Source organism: Umezawaea beigongshangensis, from assembly GCF_016464305.1.
GTDB lineage: Bacteria > Actinomycetota > Actinomycetes > Mycobacteriales > Pseudonocardiaceae > Umezawaea_A > Umezawaea_A beigongshangensis.
This window is the reverse complement of the sequence record NZ_JAEIOJ010000004.1, coordinates 555,985-582,904: the sequence shown is the minus strand read 5'-3', so window position 1 is coordinate 582,904 and position 26,920 is coordinate 555,985. Positions and strand designations below refer to the sequence as shown.

21 protein-coding genes and 1 other RNA gene are annotated in these 26,920 nt (G+C 72.7%); 5 read left to right on the top strand and 17 right to left on the bottom strand.

All coding sequences use genetic code 11. The features are described from left to right. Positions 1-456 precede the first annotated feature (456 nt). Entirely contained in the window at positions 457-4,170 is a 3,714-nt protein-coding gene (locus IMZ35_RS31765) for an FkbM family methyltransferase (RefSeq protein ID WP_199441504.1), read from the bottom strand. Between the two features lie 59 nt (positions 4,171-4,229). After that, positions 4,230-5,573 (bottom strand): type I glutamate--ammonia ligase, encoded by a 1,344-nt coding sequence (gene glnA / locus IMZ35_RS14370; RefSeq protein WP_199441503.1) that lies wholly within the window; start codon positions 5,571-5,573, stop codon positions 4,230-4,232. A 107-nt stretch (positions 5,574-5,680) separates the two neighbouring features. Between glnA and IMZ35_RS14365 the strand changes: the two genes are divergently transcribed. Continuing rightward, the gene (locus IMZ35_RS14365) at positions 5,681-6,364 is read left to right on the top strand and encodes an LppX_LprAFG lipoprotein (protein WP_199441502.1); all 684 of its coding nucleotides are present in this window, start codon (positions 5,681-5,683) and stop codon (positions 6,362-6,364) included. Continuing rightward, entirely contained in the window at positions 6,361-7,908 is a 1,548-nt protein-coding gene (locus IMZ35_RS14360) for an MFS transporter (protein ID WP_307868110.1), read from the top strand. The genes IMZ35_RS14365 and IMZ35_RS14360 overlap by 4 nt, the downstream gene beginning before the upstream one ends. On the opposite strand, the gene IMZ35_RS14355 is transcribed toward IMZ35_RS14360, so the two are convergent. Further along, on the bottom strand, positions 7,905-9,482 hold the full coding sequence (locus IMZ35_RS14355) for an alpha/beta hydrolase (RefSeq protein WP_307868108.1): 1,578 nt from the start codon (positions 9,480-9,482) through the stop codon (positions 7,905-7,907). The two genes, IMZ35_RS14360 and IMZ35_RS14355, sit on opposite strands and share 4 nt — an antisense overlap. Positions 9,483-9,576: 94 nt before the next feature. Between IMZ35_RS14355 and IMZ35_RS14350 the strand changes: the two genes are divergently transcribed. Further along, entirely contained in the window at positions 9,577-11,292 is a 1,716-nt protein-coding gene (locus tag IMZ35_RS14350; RefSeq protein ID WP_199441501.1) for an NAD+ synthase, read from the top strand. 48 nt (positions 11,293-11,340) lie between these two features. On the opposite strand, the gene IMZ35_RS14345 is transcribed toward IMZ35_RS14350, so the two are convergent. Beyond that, complete coding sequence (locus tag IMZ35_RS14345) at positions 11,341-11,718, bottom strand: VOC family protein (protein WP_199441583.1); 378 nt, start codon at positions 11,716-11,718, stop codon at positions 11,341-11,343. Between the two features lie 137 nt (positions 11,719-11,855). Between IMZ35_RS14345 and panB the strand changes: the two genes are divergently transcribed. Continuing rightward, positions 11,856-12,716: a 3-methyl-2-oxobutanoate hydroxymethyltransferase gene (panB, locus tag IMZ35_RS14340; protein ID WP_199441500.1), complete on the top strand. Its 861-nt coding sequence runs from the start codon at positions 11,856-11,858 to the stop codon at positions 12,714-12,716. 33 nt (positions 12,717-12,749) lie between these two features. Here the strand turns inward: panB and IMZ35_RS14335 are convergent, their stop codons facing one another. From IMZ35_RS14335 to IMZ35_RS14285, 11 genes are all read right to left on the bottom strand, one after another. Continuing rightward, positions 12,750-13,508 (bottom strand): helical backbone metal receptor, encoded by a 759-nt coding sequence (locus IMZ35_RS14335; protein ID WP_199441499.1) that lies wholly within the window; start codon positions 13,506-13,508, stop codon positions 12,750-12,752. After that, complete coding sequence (gene npdG / locus IMZ35_RS14330) at positions 13,508-14,176, bottom strand: NADPH-dependent F420 reductase (RefSeq protein ID WP_199441498.1); 669 nt, start codon at positions 14,174-14,176, stop codon at positions 13,508-13,510. Before npdG ends, IMZ35_RS14335 begins: the two co-directional genes overlap by 1 nt. 57 nt (positions 14,177-14,233) lie before the next feature. Next, a complete protein-coding gene (locus tag IMZ35_RS14325) occupies positions 14,234-15,637 on the bottom strand; it encodes an RNB domain-containing ribonuclease (protein WP_199441582.1) in 1,404 nt (467 codons plus the stop codon). Positions 15,638-15,773: 136 nt separating this feature from the next. Continuing rightward, entirely contained in the window at positions 15,774-15,959 is a 186-nt protein-coding gene (locus tag IMZ35_RS14320; RefSeq protein ID WP_199441497.1) for a hypothetical protein, read from the bottom strand. 29 nt (positions 15,960-15,988) lie between these two features. Further along, a complete protein-coding gene (locus tag IMZ35_RS14315) occupies positions 15,989-16,516 on the bottom strand; it encodes a hypothetical protein (RefSeq protein ID WP_229371758.1) in 528 nt (175 codons plus the stop codon). Between the two features lie 38 nt (positions 16,517-16,554). Next, a complete protein-coding gene (locus IMZ35_RS14310; protein ID WP_199441581.1) occupies positions 16,555-17,556 on the bottom strand; it encodes a C40 family peptidase in 1,002 nt (333 codons plus the stop codon). Between the two features lie 4 nt (positions 17,557-17,560). Continuing rightward, positions 17,561-18,172, bottom strand: coding sequence for a hypothetical protein (locus tag IMZ35_RS14305; RefSeq protein WP_199441496.1), 612 nt, complete (start codon positions 18,170-18,172; stop codon positions 17,561-17,563). A 13-nt stretch (positions 18,173-18,185) separates the two neighbouring features. Continuing rightward, the gene (locus tag IMZ35_RS14300) at positions 18,186-20,108 is read right to left on the bottom strand and encodes a hypothetical protein (protein ID WP_199441495.1); all 1,923 of its coding nucleotides are present in this window, start codon (positions 20,106-20,108) and stop codon (positions 18,186-18,188) included. Next, a complete protein-coding gene (locus tag IMZ35_RS14295; RefSeq protein WP_229371987.1) occupies positions 20,105-22,861 on the bottom strand; it encodes an ATP-binding protein in 2,757 nt (918 codons plus the stop codon). Before IMZ35_RS14295 ends, IMZ35_RS14300 begins: the two co-directional genes overlap by 4 nt. Before the next feature lie 97 nt (positions 22,862-22,958). Continuing rightward, positions 22,959-23,450, bottom strand: coding sequence for a hypothetical protein (locus IMZ35_RS14290; RefSeq protein WP_199441493.1), 492 nt, complete (start codon positions 23,448-23,450; stop codon positions 22,959-22,961). Positions 23,451-23,453: 3 nt separating this feature from the next. Beyond that, positions 23,454-23,729 carry a hypothetical protein gene (locus tag IMZ35_RS14285; RefSeq protein ID WP_199441492.1) on the bottom strand — a complete coding sequence of 92 codons (276 nt, stop codon included), beginning with the start codon at positions 23,727-23,729 and terminating at the stop codon, positions 23,454-23,456. A gap of 513 nt (positions 23,730-24,242) precedes the next feature. On the opposite strand from IMZ35_RS14285, the gene IMZ35_RS31760 reads away from it, so the two are divergent. Beyond that, positions 24,243-24,470, top strand: a complete 228-nt coding sequence (locus IMZ35_RS31760) for a ParB family protein (RefSeq protein WP_307868101.1) — start codon at positions 24,243-24,245, stop codon at positions 24,468-24,470. A 48-nt stretch (positions 24,471-24,518) separates the two neighbouring features. On the opposite strand, the gene IMZ35_RS31755 is transcribed toward IMZ35_RS31760, so the two are convergent. After that, the gene (locus IMZ35_RS31755; protein WP_199441490.1) at positions 24,519-26,159 is read right to left on the bottom strand and encodes a DUF6345 domain-containing protein; all 1,641 of its coding nucleotides are present in this window, start codon (positions 26,157-26,159) and stop codon (positions 24,519-24,521) included. 204 nt (positions 26,160-26,363) lie between these two features. Beyond that, an RNA gene (rnpB, locus tag IMZ35_RS14270) (RNase P RNA component class A) lies at positions 26,364-26,774 on the bottom strand. Positions 26,775-26,920 lie beyond the last annotated feature (146 nt).

Sequence of the window (26,920 nt, the reverse complement as noted above, 5' to 3'; positions counted from 1 at the left end):
CCTCTTGACGAGGTTTCATACAATTTACTGGCTATTCGGCACGCTGTTGAGTTCTCAAAGAACACGCGCACACCATCGCTCTTCGCGTTTTACCGCGTCTCGCTCCGGGGCTTGTGTTGAAAGCTTAGCTCGTTCGTTTTCGCCTTGTCAAATCGGCCGTTCCGGCTTCTTCGGCTCAGCGGCGATCTCGCTTCGCATTCAGTTTTTGTTCGTTCCAGACGCTATCCGAACCGCTTTTTCCCTGTCAAATCGGCGTCGTTTCCGACTCCGGGCAGCGAAAATGTGCTGTTCATGTAGTTCTGGGAGTTCAAGTGACCCCGAGACGCCACGGTCTACAAACCAGGTTTTCTCAGGAGGTCCGACGCACAACGCTACTCGGCTCGGTTCGCGGTGTCAACCCGCTCGATCCGGTGACTCGTACGACTTGGAGTAAGTTACGCACGAGGTGGAGCGAAGTCAAATCGCCTGGTCAACGGCCTGCGGCGGCGACGGGGGCACCAGTGGCACCGGCTGCTCGGCCCGGACAGCGCGCGGTCGCAGCCACAGCGTGGTCGTCCGCATCCCTGTCATCGCCTCGACGATCTGCTCCGGCGAGGCGGGCCGCAGCGACACGAGCGGCACCAGTTCGTATCCCCAGCGCAGGAACTCCGCGAGCACCGTGACCGGATCGTCACCGAATCCCTCGGTGGCGGTCGCGGAGAACTCCAGGAACACGTGCGGCCGGTCCCGGCGCAGCAGGCGGACCAGCCCGGCGAGCGCGCGGTGCCCGCGGCCCGGCGCGTCGACGCGGACCACCGACAGGCGCATCCCCTGGAGCTCCGGGGTCTCCTCCAGCTCCTTGTCGAGCCGGGTGGAGCGCACGCCGGGCAGGTCGGGCACCGACTCGCCGTCCACCGCGACGGGTGGCGGCACGACCGACACCCCGCCGGTGAGCGCCGGCTGCGCCACCAGCTCCCCCGCGCTGTCCCACGCGGCGGCCTCGATCACCAGGAGTCGCTGGGCGATCCGCTCGGGCAGGTTCACCGCCGCGTTGTGCCGCAGCAGAGCGACCGCGTCGGCGCTCGGCTCCACGGCGACGACCGCGCCTCCGGTGCCGAACCTGCTGAGCATCCGCACGCAGTGGTAGCCCACGTAGGCGCCGACGTCGAGGAACACGCCGTCCGGCTCGATCACCGAGTCGATCAGCTCGGACAGCTCCGCCTCCCACACGCCGTTGCTCGACAGCATCGGCAGCATGAACGCGTCGTCGGCGGGCAGTCGCAGCAGGCCGGCGTCGCTGAGGACCAGGGAGCTGCGCACGCCGTCGACGGGTGGCGACTGGCGCTCGTGCTCGCGCACGACGACCCGGCGCAGCGCGTCCGCGGTCTGCTGGGCCTGGCTCGCGGCGCGCATCCCGGCGTCGAGCCTGGTGTCGCGCTCGCGCAGCACCTCGACGACCTTCGACTCCAGGGAGTCGATGCGGTCGAGCGTGAGGTCCAGGGCGGTGGTGAGCTTGTCGATGCGCTGGGAGAGCAGGTCGTTCTGCTTGGCCCGCTTTCCCGCCTCCCCCACGACGGCGTCCTCGATCTCGCGCAGCCTGCGGCCCTGCCCCGCCATGTCGGCGCGCATCCGCACCACGCCGTCGTCGGTGCCGACGAGGTGGTCGGCGAACTGGGACTGGCGCTCGGTGATCTGCTCGATCTCGGCGCGCAGGATCTCCAGCTCGCCGAGGCCGACCCCGGCGGAGATGTCGTCCTGCCTGCGGACCAGTTCGGTGGCGGTGCGCTCGACGCCGTCGACGAGGCTCGTCAGCACCTCGCGCACGTGGTTGTCGTAGTGGCTCAGGACGCGCAGCACGGCCTTGCGCAGCGCGGGCGCCATCGGTGTGCGGCTGGCGACGCCGGTGTCGGGCTGGCGCAGCAGCGCGTGCTTGGCGGAGTGCAGCGCGTGCAGCGGGTCGGCGGTCTGCGGGTGCGTGGCGGCCGACCGGCGGGCGCGCCAGCCGCGGTAGGCGTGCTCGACGCGTTCGCGCAGCTGCTCGCCGACGACGCCGGTCGAGCGGGTGCGCAGCAGGTGCTCGCGGGCGGCGGTGCCGATGGCGCGCGCGGTGGGCAGGTCCTCCGCGACGGTGCGGATGAGCTTGGCCGCCGCCTGCACGTCGGGTTCGGCCCCGCCGTGGTGGCAGGGCACGAGCAGGGCCGTGGAGCGGTCGAACAGGTCGGCGACGGCGCCGTGGTCGCTGGCCAGCACGGGAACGCCGCGGGCCACGACGGCGGACACCGCCAGCGCGACCCGGTCGCACGCGCCGCCGCGGTGCAGGGACAGCACCAGGTCGGCCGCGTCGAGCACGTTCTGCGCGGGGGTGTCCTCGACCAGCACGATGCGCGAGTCCGAGGCGGTGGCCAGGCGCAGCCGCTCGGCCGCCTCCGGGTGCTCGGCCGCGGCGGAGACGGTGATCAGCAGGGCCGCGCCGGGGTGGTCGGGGAAGGCGGCGAGGAACGCGGACACCGCGCCCAGCACGTTGCCCGAGCGGTCCACGCGGTAGTCGGCGACGGCGCCCACGACGAGCACGTCGTCGTCGAAGCCGAAGCGCTCGCGGGCGGTGCTCCTGGCGGCGGCGTCGCGCTCGCCGGGGTCGAGGACGGGCAGCGGGAGGGTGCGCACGACCGGGCCGCCGACGCGTTCGGCGGCGTTCTTGGTGGCGCGGGACGGGACCCACAGCTCGGTGACGCCCTCGCGGTCGTCGGTGGAGCTCGCGTCGAGCGCGAAGTCGACGAGGAACCGGTCGCCGGGCACGTCCACGGGCTCGTCGCCCGCGCGGACGACGACGGGGTAGCCGGCCTCGGTGGAGGTGGGGATGCCGGAGGCGCGGGCCGCGGCGAGCACGAGTCCGGCGACGCCGCCGCCGTCCGTGCCGCCCTCCGCGCCCAGCACGGAGACGCCGAGCTGGTCCACCAGCGCCGGGCCGGTGTCGCGCGGTCCCGGCACGGCGGGCACCGGCAGGCGAGCGGCGGCGACGCCCACTCCGGCGCACCACTCGCGGAACGCGGAGCTGTCGGCGCCGAACGGGTCGGGGAACTGGGCGCGCAGCGTCTCGTCGGAGCGCCACAGCGCGGCGGACCAGCGGGTGCTGCCGGACAGGCCGGGCGCGGGCTCGCAGGCCCACATCAGGAACCCGCCGCCGCCGTCCGGGCCGAACGCGGGGGGCGGGGCCTGCTTCAGGGACGCCTCGCGGTACTCGACGCGCAGGGCGTCGGGCAGGACGGTGCCGTCGACGAGCTGCCCGAAGCCGTAGGGCACGGGCTGGGACGTGTGCCCGGCGCGGACCAGGTCGGCGCGGTAGGTGGTGCACAGGTCGGCGAGCAGCGGGTTCTCCGACAGCAGCACGCGGGGGCGGTCGGCGAAGTCGGCGGAGAACAGCCACGGGCGCTGCGGGTCGAAGCCGTCGAAGTGGACGGTGGCCAGCGGTTCGCCGACGACCCGGAGCACGCCGTCCTCGGTGCGGTGCAGGTCGCGCTGGTCGGCGTTCCACGCCGACAGGCCGATCCTGGCCTCGCGCAGCACGTGGTGGCTGACCAGCGCGGGGGCCGTGTCGAGCACGGCCTTGGTCGCGTCGGGCTTGCGGCGGACGAGTTCGGCGAGCGAGCGCAGGAACGGTTCGGAGCCGGGGCCGACCGCGAGGAAGCCGGGGTCGAAGACGCCGGTGTCGAGCAGTTCGGCGGGTTCGGGGCGCAGGCCGTCCTCCGGCAGGGGGCGCAGCGCGCGCGGCACCAGGACCAGGGGTGCCTTGGCCAGCGCGTCGAGCACGGTCTGCGTGATGGGGGCCAGCACCTGGGTCCACGGGTCGAGGTAGAGCACCGGCAGGCCCTGGGTGAGCAGGGCGGCCAGCAGTCGCGGGCGCAGCACGGCGCAGAGCTGCTCGGCGGTGCACGCCGTGGCCAGCTCGGCGAGCTCCTCCTCGGGGATGCCCAGCTCCGCCGGGGTGGCGAGGCCGGGCCCCGAGCTGCCGGGCTGCGCGTCCACGACCAGCGCCACGAACCGCGCGTCGGGGTTCGTGGCGAGGAGCGTTCTGGACAGCACCTTGAGGGCGGGGAGCTGCGCCGCGGTGGCCACGGTGCACACGTGGATCAGCGGACCGCCCTCCGCGTCGGCGGGAGGAGCCTGCGCTGCTGCGGCCGGGACTTCTGTCACGGTCTGCAAACCTAGCTTTTCCGAGCGCCCGCTGTGGACCACCCGCACCGGTTGTTGCCTCACAGCACCGGAAGGAGGGTGCGCAGCTCGTAGGGCGTCACGCTGCGTCGGTACGAGTCCCACTCGTTCCGCTTGTTCCGCAGGAAGTAGTCGTACACGTGCTCGCCGAGCGCCTCGGGCAGCAGTTCCGAGTTCTCCATCTCGGTCAGCGCCTCGCCGAGGTTCTGCGGCAGGTTGGCGTACCCGGCGGCGCGGCGCTCGCGGTCGGTCAGCGACCAGACGTCGTCCTCGGCGGCCGGCGGCAGTTCGTAGCCCTCCTGGATGCCCTTGAGCCCGGCGGCGAGGATCACCGAGTAGGCGAGGTAGGGGTTGCACGCGGAGTCGAGGCTGCGGATCTCGACCCGCCGCGACGAGGACTTCCCCGGCGAGTACATGGGCACCCTGACCAGGGCGGACCGGTTGGCGTGGCCCCAGCAGACCGCCGTGGGTGCCTCGCCCCCGACGATGAGCCGCTTGTAGGAGTTCACCCACTGGTTGGTGACGCCGGAGATCTCCCTGGCGTGCCGCAGCAGCCCGGCGACGAACGCCTTGCCGGTGTCGGAGAGCTGGTAGGGGTCCTCGGCGTCGTAGAAGGCGTTGCGGTCGCCCTCGAACAGGCTCACGTGGGTGTGCATCCCGGAGCCGGGCTGGTCGGTGAACGGCTTCGGCATGAAGGAGGCTCGCACCTTCTGGGTGATGGCCACCTCCTTGATGACGTAGCGGAACGTCATGACGTTGTCGGCCATGGTCAGGGCGTCGGCGTAGCGCAGGTCGATCTCCTGCTGGCCGGGCGCGCCCTCGTGGTGGCTGAACTCCACCGAGATGCCCATGGCCTCCAGGGCCTCGATCGCGAGGCGGCGGAAGTGCGTCGCGGTCTCGTGGCTCGTCTGGTCGAAGAAGCCGCCGTTGTCGGCGGGCACGGGCTCGCTGCCGTCCGCCGGGAGGTCCTTCAGCAGGAAGAACTCCATCTCCGGGTGGACGTAGCAGGTGAAGCCCATCTCGCTGGCGCGCGAGAGGGTGCGCCGCAGGACGTGGCGCGGGTCGGCCCAGGACGGCGAGCCGTCGGGCATGGCGATGTCGCAGAACATCCGCGCGGAGTAGTTGCTGCCGTCGGGCGTCTGCCAGGGCAGGACCTGGAACGTGCCGGGGTCGGGCTTGGCGACCATGTCCGACTCGTAGACGCGGGAGAAGCCCTCGATGGCCGAGCCGTCGAACCCGATGCCCTCGCTGAAGGCGCCTTCGAGCTCGGCGGGCGCGACCGCGACGGACTTGAGGAAGCCGAGGACGTCGGTGAACCAGAGCCGGACGAACCGGATGTCGCGTTCCTCGAGGGTGCGGAGCACGAACTCCTGCTGGCGGTCCATGTCAGGCAGCTTAGGTAAACGAGGTGACGCGCGCGTTGCGGGGTTCTCGTGGGAGGACTTCGCCCGTCGTGCGGGTATCGCGGACCCGCTGGCTCTACCATCGCCGCATGTCTGCTCGCCGTGCCCTCCTGGGGCCGTTGTTCGTGGTGGTCGCGCTGGTCTCGGCGTGCTCGTCCGGCTCCTCCGGGGGCGCGTCGTCCGACCTCCCGGCCGCGGCCGACCTGCTGTCGAGGTCCGCCGGGGCGATGCGGTCGGTGACGAGCACGCACTTCACCGTCTCGGTGGAGGGGCAGCTGCCCGACATCGCGGTGCGCAGCGCGGAGGGCGACCTCAACGGCGACGGCGACGCGCGGGGCCGGGCCACGACCGACCAGTTCGGTCAGCTCCTGGAGGTGGACTTCGTGCTCGCCGCGAAGGACCTCTACGTCAAGGGCGCGACGGGCGGCTTCACGAAGCTGCCGGGGGCGCTCGCGGATCGGGTGTACGACCCGTCGGCGATCCTCGACCCCGATCGTGGCGTGGCGAAGGTGCTGTCGAGCGTGCGCGACGCGCGGACCGAGCGCTCGGAGAACGGTGCGCACGTGGTGTCCGGGACCGTGCCGCGGGACGTCGCGGCCGGGCTCGTGCCGGGCATCGGCTCCGACGTGCGGGGCTCCTTCACGATCAGCTCGGACTCGTCGCAGCTCGGCAGCGCGCGGTTCGAGCTCGACGGCGCGGACGGGAAGCCCGCCTCGGTCGAGGTGGCGCTGTCCGGCTTCAACGCGCCCGTCTCGGTCACCCCGCCCGCGTGAGCGGCGCGGTCCTGGCGCCGCCGTCGCGGCGCAGGCGGCGGCTCGCGATCGGCGCCGGTGGCACGGCGGTCCTGCTCGGCGCGCTCGACGCCTACGTGGTGGTCGGCGTGCTGGTGGACGTGGTGCGGGACCTGGGGATCGCGGTCAACCGGCTGGAGCGGGCGACGCCCGTCGTGACCGGGTACCTGCTCGGCTACGTCGCCGGGATGCCGCTGCTGGGTCAGCTCTCCGACCGGCTCGGCCGTCGTCTGGTGCTCCAGCTGTGCCTGGTGGCGTTCGCGATCGGCTCGGCGGTGACCGCGCTCGCCGACGACCTGCCGGTGCTCGTCGCCGGGCGGGTGCTCCAGGGCGTCGCCGGTGGCGCGCTGCTGCCGGTGACCACGGCGCTGGTGGCGGACCTGTGGCAGGAGCGCGGGCGTTCCTCGGCGCTGGGGCTGGTGGGCGCGGCGCAGGAACTGGGCAGCGTGCTCGGCACGCTCTACGGCGTGGGGCTGGCGGCGCTGGCCAACGCGTGGCCGTTCTTCGAGGACCTGGAGCCGCAGAGCTGGCGCTGGATCTTCTGGGTGAACCTGCCGCTCACGGTGGTGGCGATGGTGGTCGTGCAGCTCACCGTGCCGCCCGGCCGTCCGCCGCACGGACGCGCGACGCGGGTGGACGTGGTCGGCGGCGGCCTGCTGGCGCTGGCGCTCGCGCTGCTCGTCGTCGGCCTCCACAACCCCGATCCGGAGCGGGCGGTGCTGCCGTCCTGGGGCGTGCCGGTGCTGCTGGCCGCCCTGGTCGTGCTGGGCGGGTTCGTGCTGTGGGAGCGGCGTTCGGCGGTGCGGCTGCTGGACCCGGCCGGTGTGCGGATGCGGCCGTTCCTCGCGACGCTGGGCACGAGTCTCGCCGCGGGCGCCGCGCTGATGGTGACGCTCGTCGACGTGGAGCTGTTCGCGCAGACGCTGCTGGGCGAGGACTCCGCGTCCGCGGCGGCGCTGCTCGTGCGGTTCCTGATCGCGCTGCCCGTCGGGGCGCTGGTGGGCGGCCGGCTGGCCGGGCGCTTCGGCGAGCGGTGGGTGACGTTCGCCGGGCTCGTCCTCGCCGCGGCCGGGTACCTGCTGATCGCGCGCTGGCCGGCGGACGTGCTGTCCGCGCGGCACCCGTTCGGGCTGCCGGTGCTGGACACCGACCTCGTCGTGGCCGGGTTCGGGCTCGGCCTGGTGATCGCGCCGCTGTCCGCGGCCGCGCTGCGGGTCGTGCCAGCGGCCTCGCACGGCGTGGCGTCGGCGGCCGTCGTCGTGGCGCGGACGACCGGGATGCTCGTGGGCGTGGCCGCGCTGACCGCCTGGGGGCTGCACCGGTTCCGGGAGCTGACCGCGACGCTGGACACGCCGCTGCCGTTCGGCGTTCCGCCGGAGGAGTTCCGGCAGCGCTTCGCCGAGTACCAGGTCTCCGTGCAGCGGGCGCTGCTGACGGAGTACCACGAGATCTTCCTGCTCACGGCGGGGATCTGCGTCGCCGGCGCGCTGTGCGCGCTGCTGCTGCCGCGGCGGGAGCAGGACTAGGACGTGCAGACGGTGCCCTCCGCCGGGAGGGTCAGGTCGATCAGGTACGTCGTCGTCGCCGGGTCCACGCACGCGTCGCCCTGGAGGAACACGGTGTGCTGGGTGCCCTCGTAGGTCAGCAGGCCGCCGCCGAGCGCCTTCGCCAGGTTCACACCGGCCTGGTACGGCGTGGCCGGGTCGCCGGTCGTGGAGATCACCAGCACCGGCGGCAGGCCCCGGACCTGCGGCACCGCGGGCTCGGACGTGCTGGGCACCGGCCAGAACGCGCAGGAGTCCAGCGCGGCGGCGGCGGGACGGCCGTCGTCGAGGAACGGCGCGGCCTCCTTGTAGCGGCGGGTCGCCTCGTCCAGCACCGCGCGGTCGGTGATGCGCGCGTCGTCGACGCAGTGGATCGCGTTGAACGCGTCGGTGATCGTCGAGTACTTCCCGTCGGCGTCGCGGTCGTAGTAGGTGTCCGCGAGCAGCATCAGCACCCGGCCGCGGTTGTTCGCCAGCTCCGTCAGGCCGGAGTTGAGCGGCTCCCACAGCTCCTGGGAGTACATGGCCTGGATCGCGCCGGTGATCGCGTCGTCGTAGGACAGCTTGCGGTCCTCGACGTCCACCGGCCGGTCGATCAGCGGCAGGGTGAGCTGCCGGAACACGTCGTTGGCCTTCGCCGGGTCGTCGCCCACCGCGCAGTCCTGGCGCTGGGCGCACCACGCGGCGAACGCGTCGAACGCCTTCTGGAACCCGGCCCCCTGGGCGACGAGCGAGTCGACCTGCGACTGGGTCGGGTCCACCGCGCCGTCGAGCACGAGGGCGCGCACGTTGCCGGGGAACGCCTCGGCGTACTGCGAGCCGATGCGCGTGCCGTAGGAGTAGCCGACGTAGCTGAGCTTCTCGTCGCCCAGCGCGGAGCGCATCACGTCGAGGTCCCGCACCACGTCTCGGGTGCCGACGTTGGCCAGCACCTCCGGCGAGGTGTTGGCGGCGCACTTCTCGGCGTAGGCCTTGTTCTCCGCCTCGGTCTCGGCGATGCCCGCCGGGGTGGTGTCCACGTCGACGTCGAGCCGGTCGGCGTCGCGCTCGGCGTCGGTGAGGCACCTGACCTGCGGTTCGCTCGCGCCGACGCCGCGCGGGTCGAAGCCCACGAAGTCGAAGCGCCGCCCCAGGTCGCCCAGGTTCGCGGCGAGGCTCGCCGCGGCGGCCATGCCGGACGCGCCGGGACCTCCGGGGTTGACCAGCAGCGAGCCGATGCGGTCCTGCTGCGAGGCGGCGCGGTGGCGCAGCAGTCCCAGCTCGATCTTCTCGCCGCCGGGGTCGGCGTAGTCCAGCGGCACGGCCAGCCGCGCGCACTCCAGGTCCCTCTTGCTGCCGTAGGCGCGGCGGTCGTTGGCGGTCGTCGCGAACGCGCCGCAGTCGCCCCAGCCGAGGGTCTGGCCGTAGAACTCCTCCAGCCCGGCCGGCACCGCGCCGGCCGGACCGGGCTTCTCCAGGCTGACTCCCGCGCTCGGCGTTCCCGGCACCGCCGCCGAGCAGGAGGCCAGCACGGTGGCGGCGGCGACGACGGGCAGGACGCGCGAGAGGCGGGGCACCTCACGATGGTGCCACCCCCGGTGCCGGACCGCCGCAACGCGAGGTCACACACATCAGCGGACACGACGGCACCCGGTGGTAGAAGATGGTGCAATGCCGCAGCTTCGCATCGCCCTCGCCCAGGTCAACGCGTGTGTCGGTGACCTGCGCGGCAACGCAGACGTGGTGGTCGACTGGACGTGCCGGGCGGCCCGATCGGGTGCCCGCCTCGTGGTCTTCCCGGAGATGGTCCTGACCGGCTACCCGGTCGAGGACCTCGCGATCAGGCAGTCCTTCGCCCGCGCCTCCGGACGTGCCCTGGAGGAGCTGGCCGGTCGGCTGGAGGAGGCGGGCTGCGGCGACGTGGCCGCCTTCGTCGGCTACCTCGACCTCGACGAGCTCGGCGTGCGCAACGCCGTGGCCGTGCTGCACGGCGGCCGGGTGGTCGCCCGCCAGTACAAGCACCACCTGCCGAACTACGGCGTGTTCGACGAGCGCCGCTACTTCGAGCCGGGCACCACGCTGGACGTCGTGCGGATCGACGGCCTGGAGGTGGGCGTGGTGATCTGCGAGGACCTGTGGCAGGACGGCGGCCCGATCGCTGCGCTCGGCCACGCCGGGGTGGACCTGGTGGTGTCGCCGAACGCCTCGCCGTACGAGCGCAAGAAGGACGACACGCGCTTCGAGCTGGTGGCGCGGCGTGCCGTGGAGGCCGCGGTGCCGCTGGTGTACGCGAACCTGATCGGCGGGCAGGACGAGCTGGTGTTCGACGGCGACTCGATGGTCGTGGGCGCGGACGGCTCGCTGATCACCAGGGCGCCGCAGTTCGTGGAGCACCTGACCGTGCTCGACCTCGACCTGCCGGGTGGCGCTCCGCGCGCCGAGGGTGACGTGGAGGGCTTCACCGTCACCCGGACGGTCCTGACCGCCGACCCGGTGGCCGCCTACGACCCGCTGCCGGTGCCGCGCCCGGCCGAGCCGCTGTCCGACGAGGCCGAGGTGTGGCACGCCCTGGTCACCGGCCTGCGCGACTACGTGCGCAAGAACGGGTTCCGCTCGGTCGTGCTGGGCCTGTCCGGCGGCATCGACTCCGCGGTGGTGGCGGCGCTGTCGGTGGACGCGCTCGGCGCCGACGCCGTGCACGGCGTGTCGATGCCGTCGAGCTACTCCTCCGAGCACTCGAAGTCCGACGCGCGCGACATGGCCGAGCGCACGGGCCTGCACTACGAGGAGCAGCCGATCGCGGGCATGGTCGAGGCGTTCGTCGAGCAGCTCGGGCTGACGGGGCTGGCCGAGGAGAACGTGCAGGCGCGCTGCCGCGGCGTGACGCTGATGGGGCTGTCCAACCAGCACGGGCACCTGGTGCTGGCGACCGGCAACAAGACCGAGCTGGCCGTGGGCTACTCGACGATCTACGGCGACGCGGTGGGCGGCTTCGCGCCGATCAAGGACGTGCTCAAGACGAAGGTGTGGGACCTGGCGCGCTGGCGCAACGCGGAGGCGGAGAAGCACGACGAGGTGCCGCCGATCCCGGAGAACTCGATCAGCAAGCCGCCGTCGGCCGAACTGCGGCCGGGCCAGCTCGACACGGACTCGCTGCCCGACTACGAGCTGCTCGACGACGTCCTGGACGACTACGTCGAGGGCGACAAGGGCCACGCCGACCTGCTGGCCGTCGGGTTCGCCCCCGAGCTGATCGAGCGGGTGCTCACGATGGTCGACCGCGCCGAGTACAAGCGCCGGCAGTACCCGCCGGGCACGAAGATCAGCAACAAGGCGTTCGGCCGGGACCGGCGGCTGCCCGTCACCAACGCGTGGCGCGAGGGCTGACCGCTCCACTCGCGGTGCTCGAACGCTCCACTCGCGGTGCTCGAACGCTCAACTCGCGGGTGGGACGCGCTTGCGGAGCAGGCAGAACTCGTTGCCCTCCGGGTCGGCCAGCACGTGCCAGGACGGGCTGCCCTGACCGATGTCGACCTTCGTCGCGCCCAGGGCCAGCAGGCGCTCCAGCTCGGCCGCCTGGTCGCGGTCCGTGGCGTTGACGTCGAAGTGCAGCCGGAGGTTCTGCGTCTTCGGCGACGCGACGCGGTCGAACACGATCGTCAGGCGGTCGTCCGGCGCCTGGTCGGCACGCCCGATCTGCACGACGTCCGCGTCGCGGTCGAGCACCTGGTAGTCGAGCACGGCGCACCAGAACGCGGCGAGCGCGTCCGGATCGGCGGAGTGGATCGCGAGTTCGGTGATGCGGCAGGCCATGCGTCCCCCGAGGTCGTGTGAGGCTACTCGCACAGCCTCCCCCGCCGGGCTCGTCGGTGTCACGCTGGTATCGGCAACCGTGCACAACAGCCCGGGGACCCGCGACGGGGCGGGCCTCGAGGAAAGGACGGTCGACGATGACCTCTGCTGCCGAGGTGTCCGCTCCCTACGGATCAGGTCCGGGCGAGCCGAAGACACCCGCCAAGCGGGTTCGCATCCACCACCTCCAGGAGCTCAAGGACCGCGGCGAGCCGTGGCCCATGCTCACCGCGTACGACGTGTACACCGCGGAGCTGTTCGACGAGGCCGGGATTCCGGTGCTGCTCGTCGGCGACTCGGCGTCCAACAACGTCTACGGCTACGACACGTCCCTCCCCGTCACCGTGGACGAGCTGATCCCGCTCGTGCGCAGCGTGACCAGGGCGGCGAAGCGCTCGCTCGTCGTGGCCGACCTGCCGTTCGGGTCCTACCAGGTGTCGGTGGAGCAGGCCGTCACCACGGCGGTCCGGTTCATGAAGGAGGGCCGGGCGCACGCCGTGAAGCTGGAGGGCGGCCGGCACTTCGCGCCGCACGTCGAGGCGATCGTCAACGCGGGCATCCCCGTCATGGCGCACGTCGGGTTCACGCCGCAGAGCGAGCACCAGCTCGGCGGCTACCGGGTGCAGGGGCGGCGCGACGGGTTCGACGCGGTCCTGGCCGACGCGCACGCCGTGCAGGAGGCCGGGGCGTTCGCCGTCGTGCTGGAGATGGTGACCTCCGAGGTGGCCAAGAAGATCACCCACGAGCTGCGCGTCCCCACGGTCGGCATCGGCGCCGGTCCGGACACCGACGCGCAGGTGCTCGTGTGGCAGGACATGGTCGGCCTGCGCCGCGGGCGCGCGCCGAGGTTCGTCAAGCGCTACGCCGACGTGGCCGGTGTGCTGTCCGGTGCGGCGCGGGCGTTCGCCGACGACGTGCGCAACCGGCAGTTCCCCGCCGCGGAGCACACGTTCCACTGAGGTCCTCGCGTCGCGGGTGGTCGCCGGGAGCGGTCACCCGCGACCGAGGTGCCCCAGCTCCTCGCGCGCCCGGAGCAGCGACGGCCCGTACCAGGTCAGGTGACGGCCCGACACCAGCGCGCACCGCAGGCCGGGGAACGCCTCCGGCCCGTCGTCCGCGGTGAACGCGTACGGCTCGTCGGGCAGCACCACCAGGTCGGCCCCGATCGCGGTCAGCTCGGCGAGCGGGAGGCGCGGGTAGCGCTCCGGGTGCTCGGCGCACGCGTTGGCCACGCCGAGCCTGCGCAGCACGTCACCGGCGAACGTGTCCCGTCCCAGCACGATCCACGGCCGCCGCCAGACCGGCACGACCGCCGTGACCCGCACCGGCGGCACGTCGCGCCACTCCCGCTCGGCGCGCACCAGCCACGCCGGTTCCGGCAGCGCGAACGCCGTCGTGAGCAGTCGGCGCAGCGATCCGAGGGCCTGCGGCACCGTGGCGGGGGCCGCCATCACCCAGACCGCGATCCCGTCGGCGCGCAGGCGGTCCACGTCCTGCGGACGGTTCTCCTCCACGTTCGCCAGCACGAGGTCCGGCCGCAGCGCGAGCACCCGGTCCACGTCGGGGTACTTCGTGCCGCCGACCCTCGTCACGTCCAGCTCCGGCGGGTGCGTGCAGTGGTCCGTGGCGCCGACGAGCCTGCCGGGAGCGGAGACCTCGACGGCCTCGGTGAGGGACGGCACGAGGCTCACCACCCGCACGGGTGGCTCCGCCAGCAGCACGACCTCGCCGAGGTCGTCGGCGAGGAGCATCAGACGTCGGTGATCCGCAGACCCGCGTGCGCCTTGTAGCGGCGGTTGATCGCGATGAGGTTCGCGGTGAACGCCTCGACCTGGTGGGCGTTGCGCAGCCGTCCGCCGTAGACGCCGCGGAAGCCGGGCACGGTGTCGGCGAGCGCCCGCACCAGGTCCGTGGCGTCCCTGTCGTCGCCCAGCACCAGCACGTCCAGCTCGACCCGCTCGATCGACAGGTCGGCCAGCAGCACCGCGGAGACGTGGTGGAACGCGGCGGTGACGCGCGAGTCGGGCAGCAGCGCGGCCGCCTGCTGCGCGGCGCTGCCCTCGGGCACCGGCAGCGCGTACGGGCCCTGCTTGTCGAAGCCCAGCGGGTTGACGCAGTCGACCACGATCTTGCCCGCGAGCGGGTCGCGCAGGGACTCGACCAGCTCGGCGTGCCCCTCCCACGGCACGGCGAGCAGCACGACGTCCGCCCGCGCCGCGCAGTCCGCGTTCGAGGCGCCGCTGATGGTGTCCACACCGGCCGCCTCGCGCAGTTCGGCGGCCGCGGCCCCGGCCCGCTCGGCGTCGCGCGATCCGATCACGACCGTCAGGCCCGCCGCGGCCCACCGCAGCGCGAGGCCCTTGCCCTGCGCCCCGGTGCCACCCAGCACGCCGACGGTCAACTCGTTCAGATCGGTCACGTCTTCTCCCAGCTCGGTTCTCCACGGCCGTGTCCGATGGTCACACAGGTTCCGCGGTCACACGCGTTCGAAGGACACCTTGCGAGCTTCGGGATCGGCGGAGGTGAGCCTGGCCCGGATCTGCTCGCCCTCCGGGAGGTCCTCCCCCGCGCAGCGGCCCATCACGGGCGGCTCGACGACGAACACGTCCGCCGCCGACGCGTCGGCGCGCAGCACCACGGCGTCGAACTCCTGCCCCACCCGGTCGGCCAGCACCCACGCCTCGACCTGGTCGAGGCACGCCCGGTCGACCTTGCTGGCCAGCGAGTCGGACGTGCCCATGAGGCTCGGCAGCTCGGGCAGCGCGGCGCGCAACCAGTCCGGCACCTCCTCGCCCGCGCTCACCGCCAGGCACACCTCCGTGGCGAAGCGGTCCACGAGACGGCGCAGCGGCGCGGTGACGTGCGCGTACGGCGCACCCAGTCCGGCGTGCGAGGTGATCTCGGGCGGAGTGCCGTCGAACGCGGTGTACCCGGCACCGCGCAGCAGCCTCGTGGCGTCGACGAACAGGGCGAGCGACTCCGGCCGCGCCGGGTCGAGCCCGGCCAGGAACCGCGCGGGGCCGACGTCCTGCGGCCACGGGCTGCCGAGCGCGGCGGCGGTGCGGCGCAGGGCGTCGATCGCGTCGGAGTCGGGGGCGGGCAGCGTGCGCAGGACGCCGATCCCCGCGTCCAGCATGATCCGCGCGGCGCACATGCCCGTGAGCAGGGAGATCTCGGCGTTCCACGCCTCGATCTCGTTGCGGGGGCGCAGGGTCAGCCGCCAGCCGCCGTCACCGGTCGGCTCGATCTCCTGCTCGGGGAGTTGCAGCTCGACCGCGCCGCGGTCGAGTGCGAGCCCGCGGCGCAACCGGCCGAAGTCGGGCAGCGCGGCCAGCGACGGGTGCAGCTCGTCGGCGGCGAGCGCGGCCTGCACGGTCTCGTAGTCGAAGCGCGCTCTGGACCGCACGACCGCCCGGCGCACCCGCACGTCCCGCGGCTCGCCCTCGGCGTCGCAGTCCAGCGTCCACAGCACGCACGGCACGGTCTGGTCCGGCAGGAGGCTCGCCGCCCCCTCCGACAGCACGGTGGGGTGCAGCGGCACGTTGCCGTCGGGCAGGTAGAGGGTCTGGCCGCGTCGGCGCACCTCGGCGTCCAGCGCGCCACCGGGGACGACGAACACGCCCAGGTCCGCGATGGCGTAGTGCACCCGGAAGCCGTCACCGCGACGCTGCACCAGCAGGGCCTGGTCGAGGTCCTTCGCCCCTGGCGGGTCGATCGTGACCAGGGGCAACGAGGTCGCGTCTTCGCGGTCTCCGAGCGGAACTCCGCCCGAGACCACCTGCTCTGCCTCGGCCAGCGCCGCAGCGGGGAACTCCTGCGGCAGCACGAACTCGTCGCGGATGCCGTCGAAGTCCAGCTCGGCGCGGCCGGTCCGGATCACCGTCGAGGCCACCGGTGCACCTTAACCTCTCCGGTGTCGATCTCCGCGGAGTCTCCCACCACACCAGCGTGGCGCGAACGGTCCACTCGCGGTGCTGGAACGGTCCACTCGCGGTGCGGGAGCGGGCAACTCGCGGTCAGTCTTCTCGCCAGGCGCGGTCGGCCTCGTCGGCCGCCTCGTTGCGCTCGCGGGCCGTGTCCAGGGCCCGGCGCGCGGACGCCTCGTCCGGGTAGGGGCCCATGCGGTCCAGGCCGCGGCAGCCCGCGCCCTTCTCGGGGGTGCGGTGGGTGAGGCAGTAGTACCAGCCGTCCGGATCGACCATGGTCCAACCCTGTCACGGACGGCCGGTGCTCACCAGTTGTGCGGCGACTGCTTCGGCAGGGAGCCCGACGGCGGGAACTGGGACTGCTGCTGTTGCTGCTGGTGCGGCCGGGGAAAACCGCGGGGCGGGGTGCTCTGGTTGGCGTTGGCGTGCTCGGACGGGATCGGGTCCAGGCACGACACGAGGACCGTGCGGGTCTCCGGGTTCTCGATCCGCGCGCCGTTGCGCTCCCGGTAGACCAGCTCGCCGTCCGAGTCGATCTCGACCATCGCGCCGACCTCGGCGAGCTGGTCCTCGTCCAGGTCCACGAGCTTCTCGTGCCGCGACGGGACGACGCGGTACAGCGGCCAGTTCAGGTGCGCGTAGGCGCGGTGGAACTCGGCCATCAGGTGCGCCATGTGCTGCTGCCACGGCAGCGGCATGTTCTCCAGCAGGGAGCGCGGCAGCACCGCGTAGCCCCGGTCCACGCCGAGCGCCGTGTGGTCGAGGTAGTCCTTCAACGGCGTGCTGGAGGCGGGTGGCCCAGCCGGCCGCGGGATGGGGTCGGGGGTGAACATGTCGGCTCCTCACTGCGGACGATCGACGCAGCACGCGGTCACACGCCCGGCCGGACGGCCTGCGGCATCAGCTCGTGGTAGTCCCAGTTCATCTTGCTGACCTTCACCACGTCGCCCGTCTGCGGCGCGTGGATGTACTCGTCGTTGCCGAGGTACATGGCCACGTGGTGCACCGTGACGGGGTCGTTCGGGTCGGTGGCCCAGAAGACCAGGTCTCCCGCCTGGGCCTCGCGCACGGGCAGGTGGGCGCCGCCGGACAGGTACTGGTCGTTCGCGACCCTGGGGATCGCGACCCCCGCCTTCGCGAACGCCTTCACCAGGATTCCCGAGCAGTCCCAGGCGTCGGGACCGTTGCCGCCCCACAGGTAGGGCTCGCCGAGCTGCTCCTTGGTGAAGTCGATCGCCGTGGCCGCCGCCGCGGAGGCGACGAGGTAGTTGCCGATGCTGTCGCCGCAGCCCGCCGGGTCCGGGATCTCGCCGGACCTGCCGATGAGGAAGGCCGCCATGGCCTCCCAGTTGTGGTACCGGTCGGGGAAGGCCGAGCGCTCGACGGCCTGCGCGGAGTCGCCGGGACGGGTGGTCTCCCAGTCCGGCAGGGCCTGGAGCACGTCGTAGAACTTGTTGACCGCGTACTCGGGGTCGGTGACCTCCTCCGGGCTGCCCCAGCCCATCGAGGGCCGCATCTGGAAGATGCCCAGGGAGTCCCGGTCGCCGTGGTCGAGGCTGCGCAGCCCGGACTCGGTCATGCCGGCCTGGATGGCGATCTGCCAGGCCAGCGGCGGCAGTTCGCGCCGCTGCCCGACCTCGATGATCTTGGCGACGGTGCCCATCTGCTCCTCGGTGAGCTTCGCCGCCTGCTGCTCGCCCCGGTCACCGCTGCCGCTGTCCCACGGGCCCAGCGCGGCGTTGCAGCTCACGCTGCGCAGCCCGACGCGCTCCTCCTGCGCCGTCGTGCCGCTGATGACCGTGCTCACACCACTGGTGATCGTCACGGTGATGAGCGCCGTGATGATCGCGGAGACGATCAGACCGATCTTCAGCACGTCAGCTCACCTCGTCGTACTGGTGGACGACCCACTGGCCGTCAGCTCCCTTGACCACGGTCACGCGCAGCTTCGGGCCGTCGGTCGTCACGTCGACCTCGACGCGGTTGGAGAAGGAGGCGACCACCGACGGGATGCTCGTGACCCTGGTGGCCGGGACGTTCGCGGGCTCGACGGACCTGAGCTGCGGCAGCATCTCCTCCGACGTGTAGGGCTCCAGCCCGTCCAGCCACGTCTCGTTCGTCGTCCCCTCCGGGTGGTCCACCCACGCCTGCGCCCAGCTCATCGCCGCCGCGGTGGCCAGCGGGTCGGGGGGCACGGTCGTGGGCGTCTGGGTGGGACTGGGCAGCTTCGTCGGCAGGCTGGACGGAGGACCGCTGGGCAGCACGCCGACCTGTCCGGCGGAGGCGGGGGTGGTCGTCGCGCCGCCGCCGGTCTGCCTCTGGGCGGCCGGGGACCGCGTGCCCGTGACCCCGGGGACGACGACGCTGGCGACGGTCACCAGCACGGCGAACCCGACGGCCGCCGCCACCAGGTGGGCGGGTGACCGCAGCGGCCACCCCCACAGGCGTCGGTACACGGCCGCGCGACCGCGGTTCGTGCGAATGGGCACCTGCGTCCCCCTCTCAGTTGTCCCGGACTTCGAGCCCGCGCGACGGCCGGTAGATCACGTGCACCTGACGGCCCGCGACCACCTCGGTCTCGGCGCGTCTGGGGCCCGGCACGACCGGGCCGTCGACCGCCCGGCCCGGACCGCCCGCGCTGATGCGCGACGGCACGAGCACCGCGTCGTCCTGGCGGTCCCAGCTCCGGTCGACCGCGGGAGGCGTGTCGACGATCCTGCTGGGGACGCTGCCCGACGGCAGCGCCGCGGCCGGGCCGCTGCGGACACCGGGACCGGCCGGCAGGGCCGGGGTGCCGAGTCCGCCGTTGGACGGCAGCGCCCCGGCCTGCGCGGAGCGGTCGAGCCGCTGCGCGCTCGCCACGACCGGGTTCGCCGCCTCGGGGCGGATGCGCCGGGTGCGCTGCGCGCCCGCCGCGTCCGGACCGCTCGCGTCGGGGTCGGCGCCGCGCACGGTGTCCCAGAACTCGTCCTGCGGCGTGGGACCGGCGTCGGCCTTGCGTCCGCGCAGCCGGGCCAGCGGCCCCTGGCCGGACGGGAGCGCGTTGCTGGCGCTGCCCACGGACATCTCGACCATCTGCCACATGCGGCGCACCGGGCGGCCGACCATGAAGCACACCAGGGTGAGCATCAGCCCCAGCAGCGTCCGGGTCAGCAGCGACAGCGCCGTGGCGTTGAAGATCGCCTGGAGCAGCAGGGCGTGCACGCCGGCCAGCACCGCGAGGATCAGCACGTTGAACACGGTCACGGCCGCCGCGCGGGCGACCTTGCGCAGCAGGTCGTGGTGCAGCAGCGCGACTAGGCCGATGAGCGGCCCGGCCAGGGTGAGCAGGCGCAGCAGGAGCTGCGCGAGCAGCACCGCGGCCTTCGCGAAGAGCTGGAACAGCGAGAACGCGATCGCCTGGAGCAGCGCGAGGAACCCGGAGCCGGTGCGGCTGCCGTCGACGCCGGTGAAGTACCCCTTGGTCGCGCCGAGGCTCTTCGCGACGGTGTCCAGCTCGGCGTTCTTCGCCTTCAGCGCGTCGCCGTCGCCGTCCTCGTGGTCGATCAGCTCGGTGCGCGTCCACGCCTGCGCGTTCAGCAGCCGGGGACCGAACTCGGCGGCCTGCGGGGCCTCCGGCGAGCCGAACTCACCGCGCAGCCAGCTCTGGTAGACGACCATCTCGTGCAGCTTCGTGGGCAGCACGTGCAGCGTGCCCTGGTTCTCCGCGTCGTCGATGAAACCCGCCTGGATCTCCGAGGTCCTGCTGACCAGGGTGTTGTCCAGGAAGCTGTAGAACTGCGGCAGCGCCAGCGTCGACGTCGCGAGCCACATGCCCGCGAGCGCCCACAGGCTCCGCTTGCTGATCGTCGCCAGGTCGCCGTTCCAGATCTGGCGGAACATCAGCACCGCCAGGATCAGCGCCACCAGGCCGAACCAGCGCAGGTACACGTTGTCGTAGACCTGCTGCACGCCGTCCTTCACGGCGTCGTCGAGCGGGGCCAGCAGACCGCGGCCCATCACCGTGTAGTGCAAGGCGTTCGTCGCGCCGACGATGTTCTTCGCGACGCTGAACAGCTCGTTGCCCGCCCACGTGTCGATGGTGGCGTTGGGGTCGGGGATGCTGAGTTCCTTGCAGTCCGGGTCGTAGGTGTGCCACACCATGCCCGCGTAGCCGTAGACCGAGTACGCGCTGTCCGGCAGGCCGTTGCCGACCGCCGGGTCCAGCGCGCCGACCATGCCCGTGCCCGGACGCTCCGGGTTGGGCACGCCGCAGTTCGCCGCGTGCGCCGCGGGTGCGCCCAGGACCACCTGGAGAGCCGTGATCGCGACGACGACCGCCATCGCCGCGCCCCGCCTCGGCACCACCGCGCCCGGCGCACGCCGGGCGCGCCGCCGCGCGTGGAGCACGGCGACGACCCCCAGCACCAGCAGGACGGTGGTCATGCGACGCCTTCCCGGCCCGAGCGGCGGTTTCCTCCGTCACCGTGGGTCGAGTCGACCAGCTCGTCGGCGAGACCCACCTCGATGTCGGCCGCCAGCTCGTCGTCGTCGTAGCTGCCGTAGCTCTCGTCGTAGGTCAGCTCCTGCCCCGGCGAGGACACCTCGATCTGGTTCTGCGCCTCGGCTGTGGACTCGCGCATCGCGTCCGGTGTGGTGTCCAGGCCGTTGCGCAGGTGCTCCAGGTGCGGTCCGCTGAAGTCGATGCGGATGCGCTCCACACCGCCCGCGCCGTCGCCGAAGATGAACTGCCGCGGCGCGCGGTCCCGCTCGGTCGCGGTGCGCGCGCCACCGGGCCTGCGGCCGAGGCTCGCCACGACCTGCTCGTAGCCCGCGCCGACCGGGACCTTCAACAGCCGCAACGCGTCGGCCTGCGCCTGGTCGTCGTCCAGCCGCCCCACGAACACCGAGTCGAGCAGCGTGACGAAGCCCTGGATCTTCAAGAAGTCCGCCGGGACCTGGCTGGACAGCAGCACGCGGACGTTCCACTTGCGGGAGTCGCGGGCGAAGCGGTTCATCAGCACGCGGCCCGTGGGAACCTCGGACAGGAAGAACGCCTCGTCGATCCAGACGCCCTTGCGCAGGTCCTTGGGGCGCTCGTAGATCGAGCGCTGGGTGAGCCACGCGGCGAGGTTCAGCATCTCCACGCCCAGCGCCTCGGCGTCGGTCCAGTGCTCCCGGCCGACACCGTCCTTCGGCAGGTTCAGCCCCGCCATCGTGAGCACGGTGAGCCGGTCGTCGCGCTGCTCGTCGTAGGGGTCGGCGTTGCGCTCGGGGATGAGCAGCGACATGCGCTCGCGCATCTCGTCCAGGAAGTCCGCCACGACCACGGCGTGCTCGTGGTGCTCGCTCGCGTCGCGCCGCAGGGCCTCGAACACCTGGCCGGGGTGCGCGTCGAAGCGACCGCCGACGGTGCGGACCGCGCGCAGCAGCACGATCCTGGTCTGCGCGAGCTTCGCGACCTCGTAGGGCAGCAGACCGGTCAGCACGTCGAGCACGAGACGGCGGCGGGTCGCGGCGGCCAGCGCCTTCTCCCTGCGCCAGGCCCGCTCGGGGTCCTCCTCGTCGGCGAAGTGGTCGATCAGCGGCTCGGCGACCACCCGGTAGGGGTTGAGGATGCCGGGCTGGGCGTTGAGGAGGTTGATCGGCCGCGCGTAGGGCTTCAGCTCGGGCAGCTCGCACAGCGCGGCGAGCGGGCCGGACGGGTCGAGCAGCGTCCAGTGCGCCCCGGCGCGCAGCGTCTTGTAGACGATGCCGCCGCCGAGGAACGACTTTCCGGCGCCCAGACCGGCGACCATCGCCGTCAGACCGGAGGCGTCGCGCAGTTCCTGCGCCATCCACGGGTCCCACGCCACGGGCCGGCGGGTGGCCGTGCACGTCTCGCCGAGCAGGATGCCGCGGCGGTCGCCCACCTCGGCGGTCGCCGTGGGCACCGCGCTCGCCGCCCACAGCACCGAACCGCGGCGCAGGTAGGCCGACGACGACAGCGCCTCGCCGGGGATGAACTCCCGCGCGATGGCGTACTGCGCCTCGGGGTGCTCGATCGCGATCTTCGGCTTGTAGAGGTCGAGCAGCGACTGGGCCAGCCGCAGCGCCTCGCGCTCGGACGGCCCGGACACGGCGAGCCGCCACCACGAGCGCACCCGCGTGCCGAGCGCGGTGAAGCCCGACGTCATCTCGTCGTCGATCTCCAGCACCCGCGACGCCTGGCGCGCCAGCGACTGCGGCGGCTCCAGCTCGTGCTCGTCGGTGTAGTGGCGGACCTGCGAGCGCACCTTGTTCATCTGGCGCTGGAGCTCGCCGGAGACCTCCTCGGGCCGCCGCACGTAGATGCGGGCGGACCACTCGACCGAGGCCGGGAGGCGGTCGGCGCGCTGCACCCACGGGTCGTCGACCTCGGGGATCTGGAGGCCGTGCATGAGTCCGACGGTGAGCACGGCGACGTGCCGCTTGATGCCCGCGTTGGAACCGGTGCGGCCCCGCACGGTGACCGTCGGCGAGTAGGGCTCCTGGTGGAAGTCGGCGGCGTCGGTGAAGCTCGCCAGGTCCTCGGGCTCCCAGGCGGCGCCGGGCACCGCGGGCAGGTTGCGCGGCGCCGGCAGGCCCAGCGAGCACGACCGGTGCATCAGCCAGGCCATCTCCTCCGCCGTGGCCGGGCGGCCCTCCAGCCCGGCGGAGCCGATCACCTGGTCGAGGTGGTCGACCTCGCTGTCCAGCGCGACCAGCTCGGCGTCCACGGCGTCGGGGAAGACCTTGCGCAGCAGCGGGGCCGCGCGCTCGACGGCGCGGTCCACCACGTTGCGGGTCTGCACCTGGACGCCGAGGTAGACCTCCTTCTCCGCCATCGACCGGCCCATCAGCTGCTGCTGCTCGCCGACCATGTAGTCGTCGAACGACAGCGTGCCGGGGGTGTCGGGCAGGCGCTTCACGGCGTTGTGCACGTGCGCCTCCGCCCACATCCGGATGGGGTACGGGCGGGTCGTCACGCGCAGGTGCATCCAGCGGCCCTGGAGCTCCGCGTACTGCCCGGCGATGGCGGCGATCAGGTCCTGCCGCTGCGAGTCCGACCGGAACGACCAGCGCTGCGGCGCGAGCTTGTACCAGGCGTAGACCTCCTGGCCGGTGCGCAGCAGGTGGCCGTCGATGCTGCGCGCGGAGATCGACGGCGTGTAGCTCGGCACCGCCTGTTCGCCGGGCAGTCTCCTGCCCCTCCGGCTGTGGACCCTGCGATCGTCCGCGGCCGCCGCCGCGGCGTGCTGGGCGACGTGCTGCTGCGCCGAGCGTCGTCGGTCACGGTCACGCCGGCGTGCGAACACCGCGAGCCTCCTTCTTGCCGCTGGACTTCCGGCGCTGCTGGGATCGGGGCGAGACCTGCTGGGGCTGAGGTCGTCCTCTCGAACCACCGCCCCGCTTCTTCCTCTTCGGGCGGGGGCGCGCGGAGCTGATCCGGATGCGGGCGGCACTGGCCGCCCCACCGGCGCCGGAGCTCCGTTCCCTGGGCGCGGTGAGTTCGCGGACCCACATCGTGACCGCCGACGACAGCGGGCGCTCGTGGCTGATCCGCGCGCAGATGAAGCGGGTGATGACGATCGTGATGACGAAGGCCCAGGCCGTCGAGAAGAAGCCGAAGCCGAAGCCCATCCTGCGTTCCACCGTCATGACCAGCAGGAACACCACGATGCCGACACCCCAGGCGACGTAGCGCGCGCGCCAGGGGAAGGTTGCCTTGGGCGGGCCGAGCCAGACGGCGTCGACCCGGTAGACCTCGTCGTCAGTGCGCACCCGCACGCGTCATCCCCCGGTGAAGAGGCCGGCGATCCAGGTGCCGATGTTGGCGCCGGCGTTCGTGGTCACGGCGAGGCCGATTATCCCCAGCGCGATGATCACACCGCCCAGGCGGCGCATCACACCCGCGTTGTCACCCTTGCCGCCACCCAGCCACAGCAGGAGGACGGCGACCGTGAGCAGCAGCAGCGGTACCAGGTTGTCCAGGATCCAGGCGCGGATGCCTGTCGTTCCCAGAGCGGGCTGGTCCTGAGCGAGTGTTACCAGGGCCATGGCGGTCATCTCGTACTCCCGGGTACGCCTAGCGTGTCCGGACGGACTGATCGAGTCTCGTCCGGGGCGTGCGCTGTCGAGTAGAACACGTTCAGGTCACGAGCGGTGGTGCAGTGGGTGGTCCTGGTGGATCAACAGCCGTTCCCCTCACGATCTATTACGTCTAATCTACTGACACACATCATCGTTGAGGGGGTCTCGGCGGTGAACATCGAAGTGCCGATTCTCCCGGTTGCCGAGATCTTTCACCCGGATGCGGGCACGACGTTCACCCACCGTGCGCGGCCCCGGAAGTCGTGATCGAACAGGCACGTGATCGGCCGGATCGCCGCCGCCGGGGACCGCGGCCCGGAGTCGCACATCCGAGGAGACTCGCAGATGGCCCACCAGCCCGAACCACTTCCCGACGCGGGTGCAGCACTGGACCCGATCGCAGCCTCCAGAACGACCAGCACCGCAGAAACCGACGGTGATCAGGTTACCGGCTCCGGGCGGCAAACCGGACGCCGGGTGCAGCGCACGGTGAACTTCGACAGCGACGTGCTGGAACGGGCCAGAGCCGCCGCCACGTACCTCGCCGCGTACGAGCCGGTCGCGGGCGTGCGCAGCCTCGCGGACATCGTCAACCCCGCCGTCGCGGAGTACGTCGAGGAGCTGGAGCGGCGCTACAACGGCGGGGAGGCGTTCCGCCCGGTGTTCCGGATGCCCCCCGGCCGGCCCTCGCGCCGCCCGCTGGTCGGCGAGGTCTGACGCGGCGTGCCGGGGGCCGTCGCGACGGCCCCCGGCACGGTGCTCACCTCAGGACATGCCGCTGATCCGCCAGTAGAAGCCGCTCGCGGACGGGGTGTCCACGCCGGGACCGGTGCCCCTGCCGTGGAAGTAGTCGTCGAAGTTCGCCAGCCCCGACGGCCCGACCGGGCCCATCGTCGCCCACCTCACGGACGCCGGCTGGGTGTCGATCGACGCCTGCGCCCACGCGTCGCGGACCTTCATCGGGTGGTTCCACCACAGGAACGGCGCGCGCATCAGGTAGTCGCCGTAGATGCCGCCGTGGTCGGCGCGGTGCCAGGAGACCGTGTCGAAGCTGTTGATCTGGTGCAGGCCGCGGAACGCCCTGCCCCACCGCTGCGCCCACGTCTGGCCGCCCGAGGTGCCCTGCAGGATCGAGCAGGTGAACAGGCTCATCCACTCCACGTCGTCGGTGTTGCCCCAGTGGGCGTCCGTGTTGGAGAGGAAGGAGTCGTCGTGGTCGCTGCACCCGGCGAAGGAGAAGCCGGTCGGCGCGCCGTGGCCCTGCCAGTAGGTCATGTCCACGTCGTCGGCGTAGACGTCGTCGTGGCCACCGGGCAGCGACGAGTCCTTGAAGTCGCTCTCCCAGGCGTTGCCGTCGAGCCAGCTGAACTGCACCGGGACGCCCCGGCCGCTGAACTCGGCGTTGAACGAGGCGATGTTCTGCGCCGTCCAGGGCAGGCCGGAGCACGGACCGGTGCCCTCGCTGCCGACCGCGATCGGCGCGGTGGACCGCGTCTGCGCGTCCGGCGCCGACCGGACCTCCTGGCGCGGCGGCTGCGGGGGCGCCGGGACGGGCAGCGTCGCGTCGACCGCGGCGGGCACGGTGATCGCCTGCGTGGCCGAGCCGTCGGAGGCGATCCCGTCGCAGCGGAAGCTCGGCTCCAGCCGGTCGACCTCCTCGCCGAGCGCGGGAGCGTCGTAGACGTAGGACGCGGTGCCCACCCGCACGTTCTTCCCGAGCGCCTCGGCGCAGCGCTCGCGACCGCCGGCCAGGTCGAGCACGGCGACGGTGCCCGCCCGCTCCAGCGTCCTGGCGCTGTGCGAGAGCTGGGTGACCCGGCCGGTCGGGTCGAACGCCACCCGCAGATCGGCGCCGGGACCCACCAGCGGAATCCCGCCGAGGTCGAAGGTGAACGACACGGCGGTGTCCAGCGGCGCGGACACCCTCGTCCGCCCCTGGTCGTCGACGACGTCGAACGTGGTGCGCCCCGTCGTCGGGCGGGCGTTGCCCGGCAGCGCCCCCGCCGCGCGCAGCCCCTCCACCGCGCGCTTCGCCGCCTGGTCCTCCGGCAGGGCGGTGATCCTGCCGAGCGCGGCGAAGTCGATGCCGGTGAGCGCGGTCCGCCCGCCGTCCTCGTCGGCCTCGCCGTCGCCGAGGCGCACCGACGGGACGCGCAGGTGGTTCTCCTCGTCGACGAACGCGACGGCCCCGCTCCCGGTCCGTCGCACCTCCCGCAGGTCGAACGCGGCCCTCAGCGCGGCGGCCCGGTTCTGGTCCAGCCCCTCGGACGCGACGTGGAAGTACGGGAGTTCGGGTGCGGACGCGGCGAGCGCGGTGCTCGCGCCCGCACCGGCGAACGCGGTGGTGGTGATCAGCCCGCTGAGCGCGAGCCAGGTGGTCCGTCCTCGTGTGATCGGTTGACGCACTGGGGTTCCCCCTCTGTGAACCGGCACCGGGTCGGTGCCTGCGAGGAGGAGCGGCACCACCCCCCGGTGATACCGACCGCGGTCGCGGGGCCACCCGATCGGACCCGCGCACCCGTCGGCCGGTCGAGCGCCGGTCGTGCGAACGGGTGCTTCCGGGTGCGCGAACGCGAGAACCGCCCCGCCGGAGGGCGGGGCGGTTCGGCGCGGACGAGTCGGCCTGTAAGCCGGATCCTGTTCACGGGCGCCTCGCGGCGGTCCGATCGGCGGCCATCCATCTGGGCCCGTCGTCGCCGGCGGGCTCTAGCGGCCTACCCGCAGGCATCGGGCGGGCAGCCCTCGAACGCCTGCGCAGGAGTCACGACGAGCGCGACTCCCTCTTGGCCTTGCTCCGGGTGGGGTTTACCTAGCCGCCCCCGTCACCGGGGGCGCTGGTGGTCTCTTGCACCACCGTTTCACCCTTACCGCGGTCGCCCTGAGGCGTCCGCGGCGGTCTGTTCTCTGTGGCACTGTCCCGAGGGTCGCCCCTGGTTGCTGTTGGCAACCACCCTGCCCTGCGGAGTCCGGACTTTCCTCGACGACGGGGGTTCCCGCCGCCGCAGCCGCCCGGCCGGCTCGTCCGCGTCACCAGGATACCGGCCGTGTTCCCACGCCCTGGAATCCGCCCCGGTCTCCCTTGTCGCGGCCGGGGCGTGCTGCTCTACTCGGGGCATGGCCGGAACCGGGGTGCTGACCCGCCGCCGTCACGTGGACCACCACCGCGC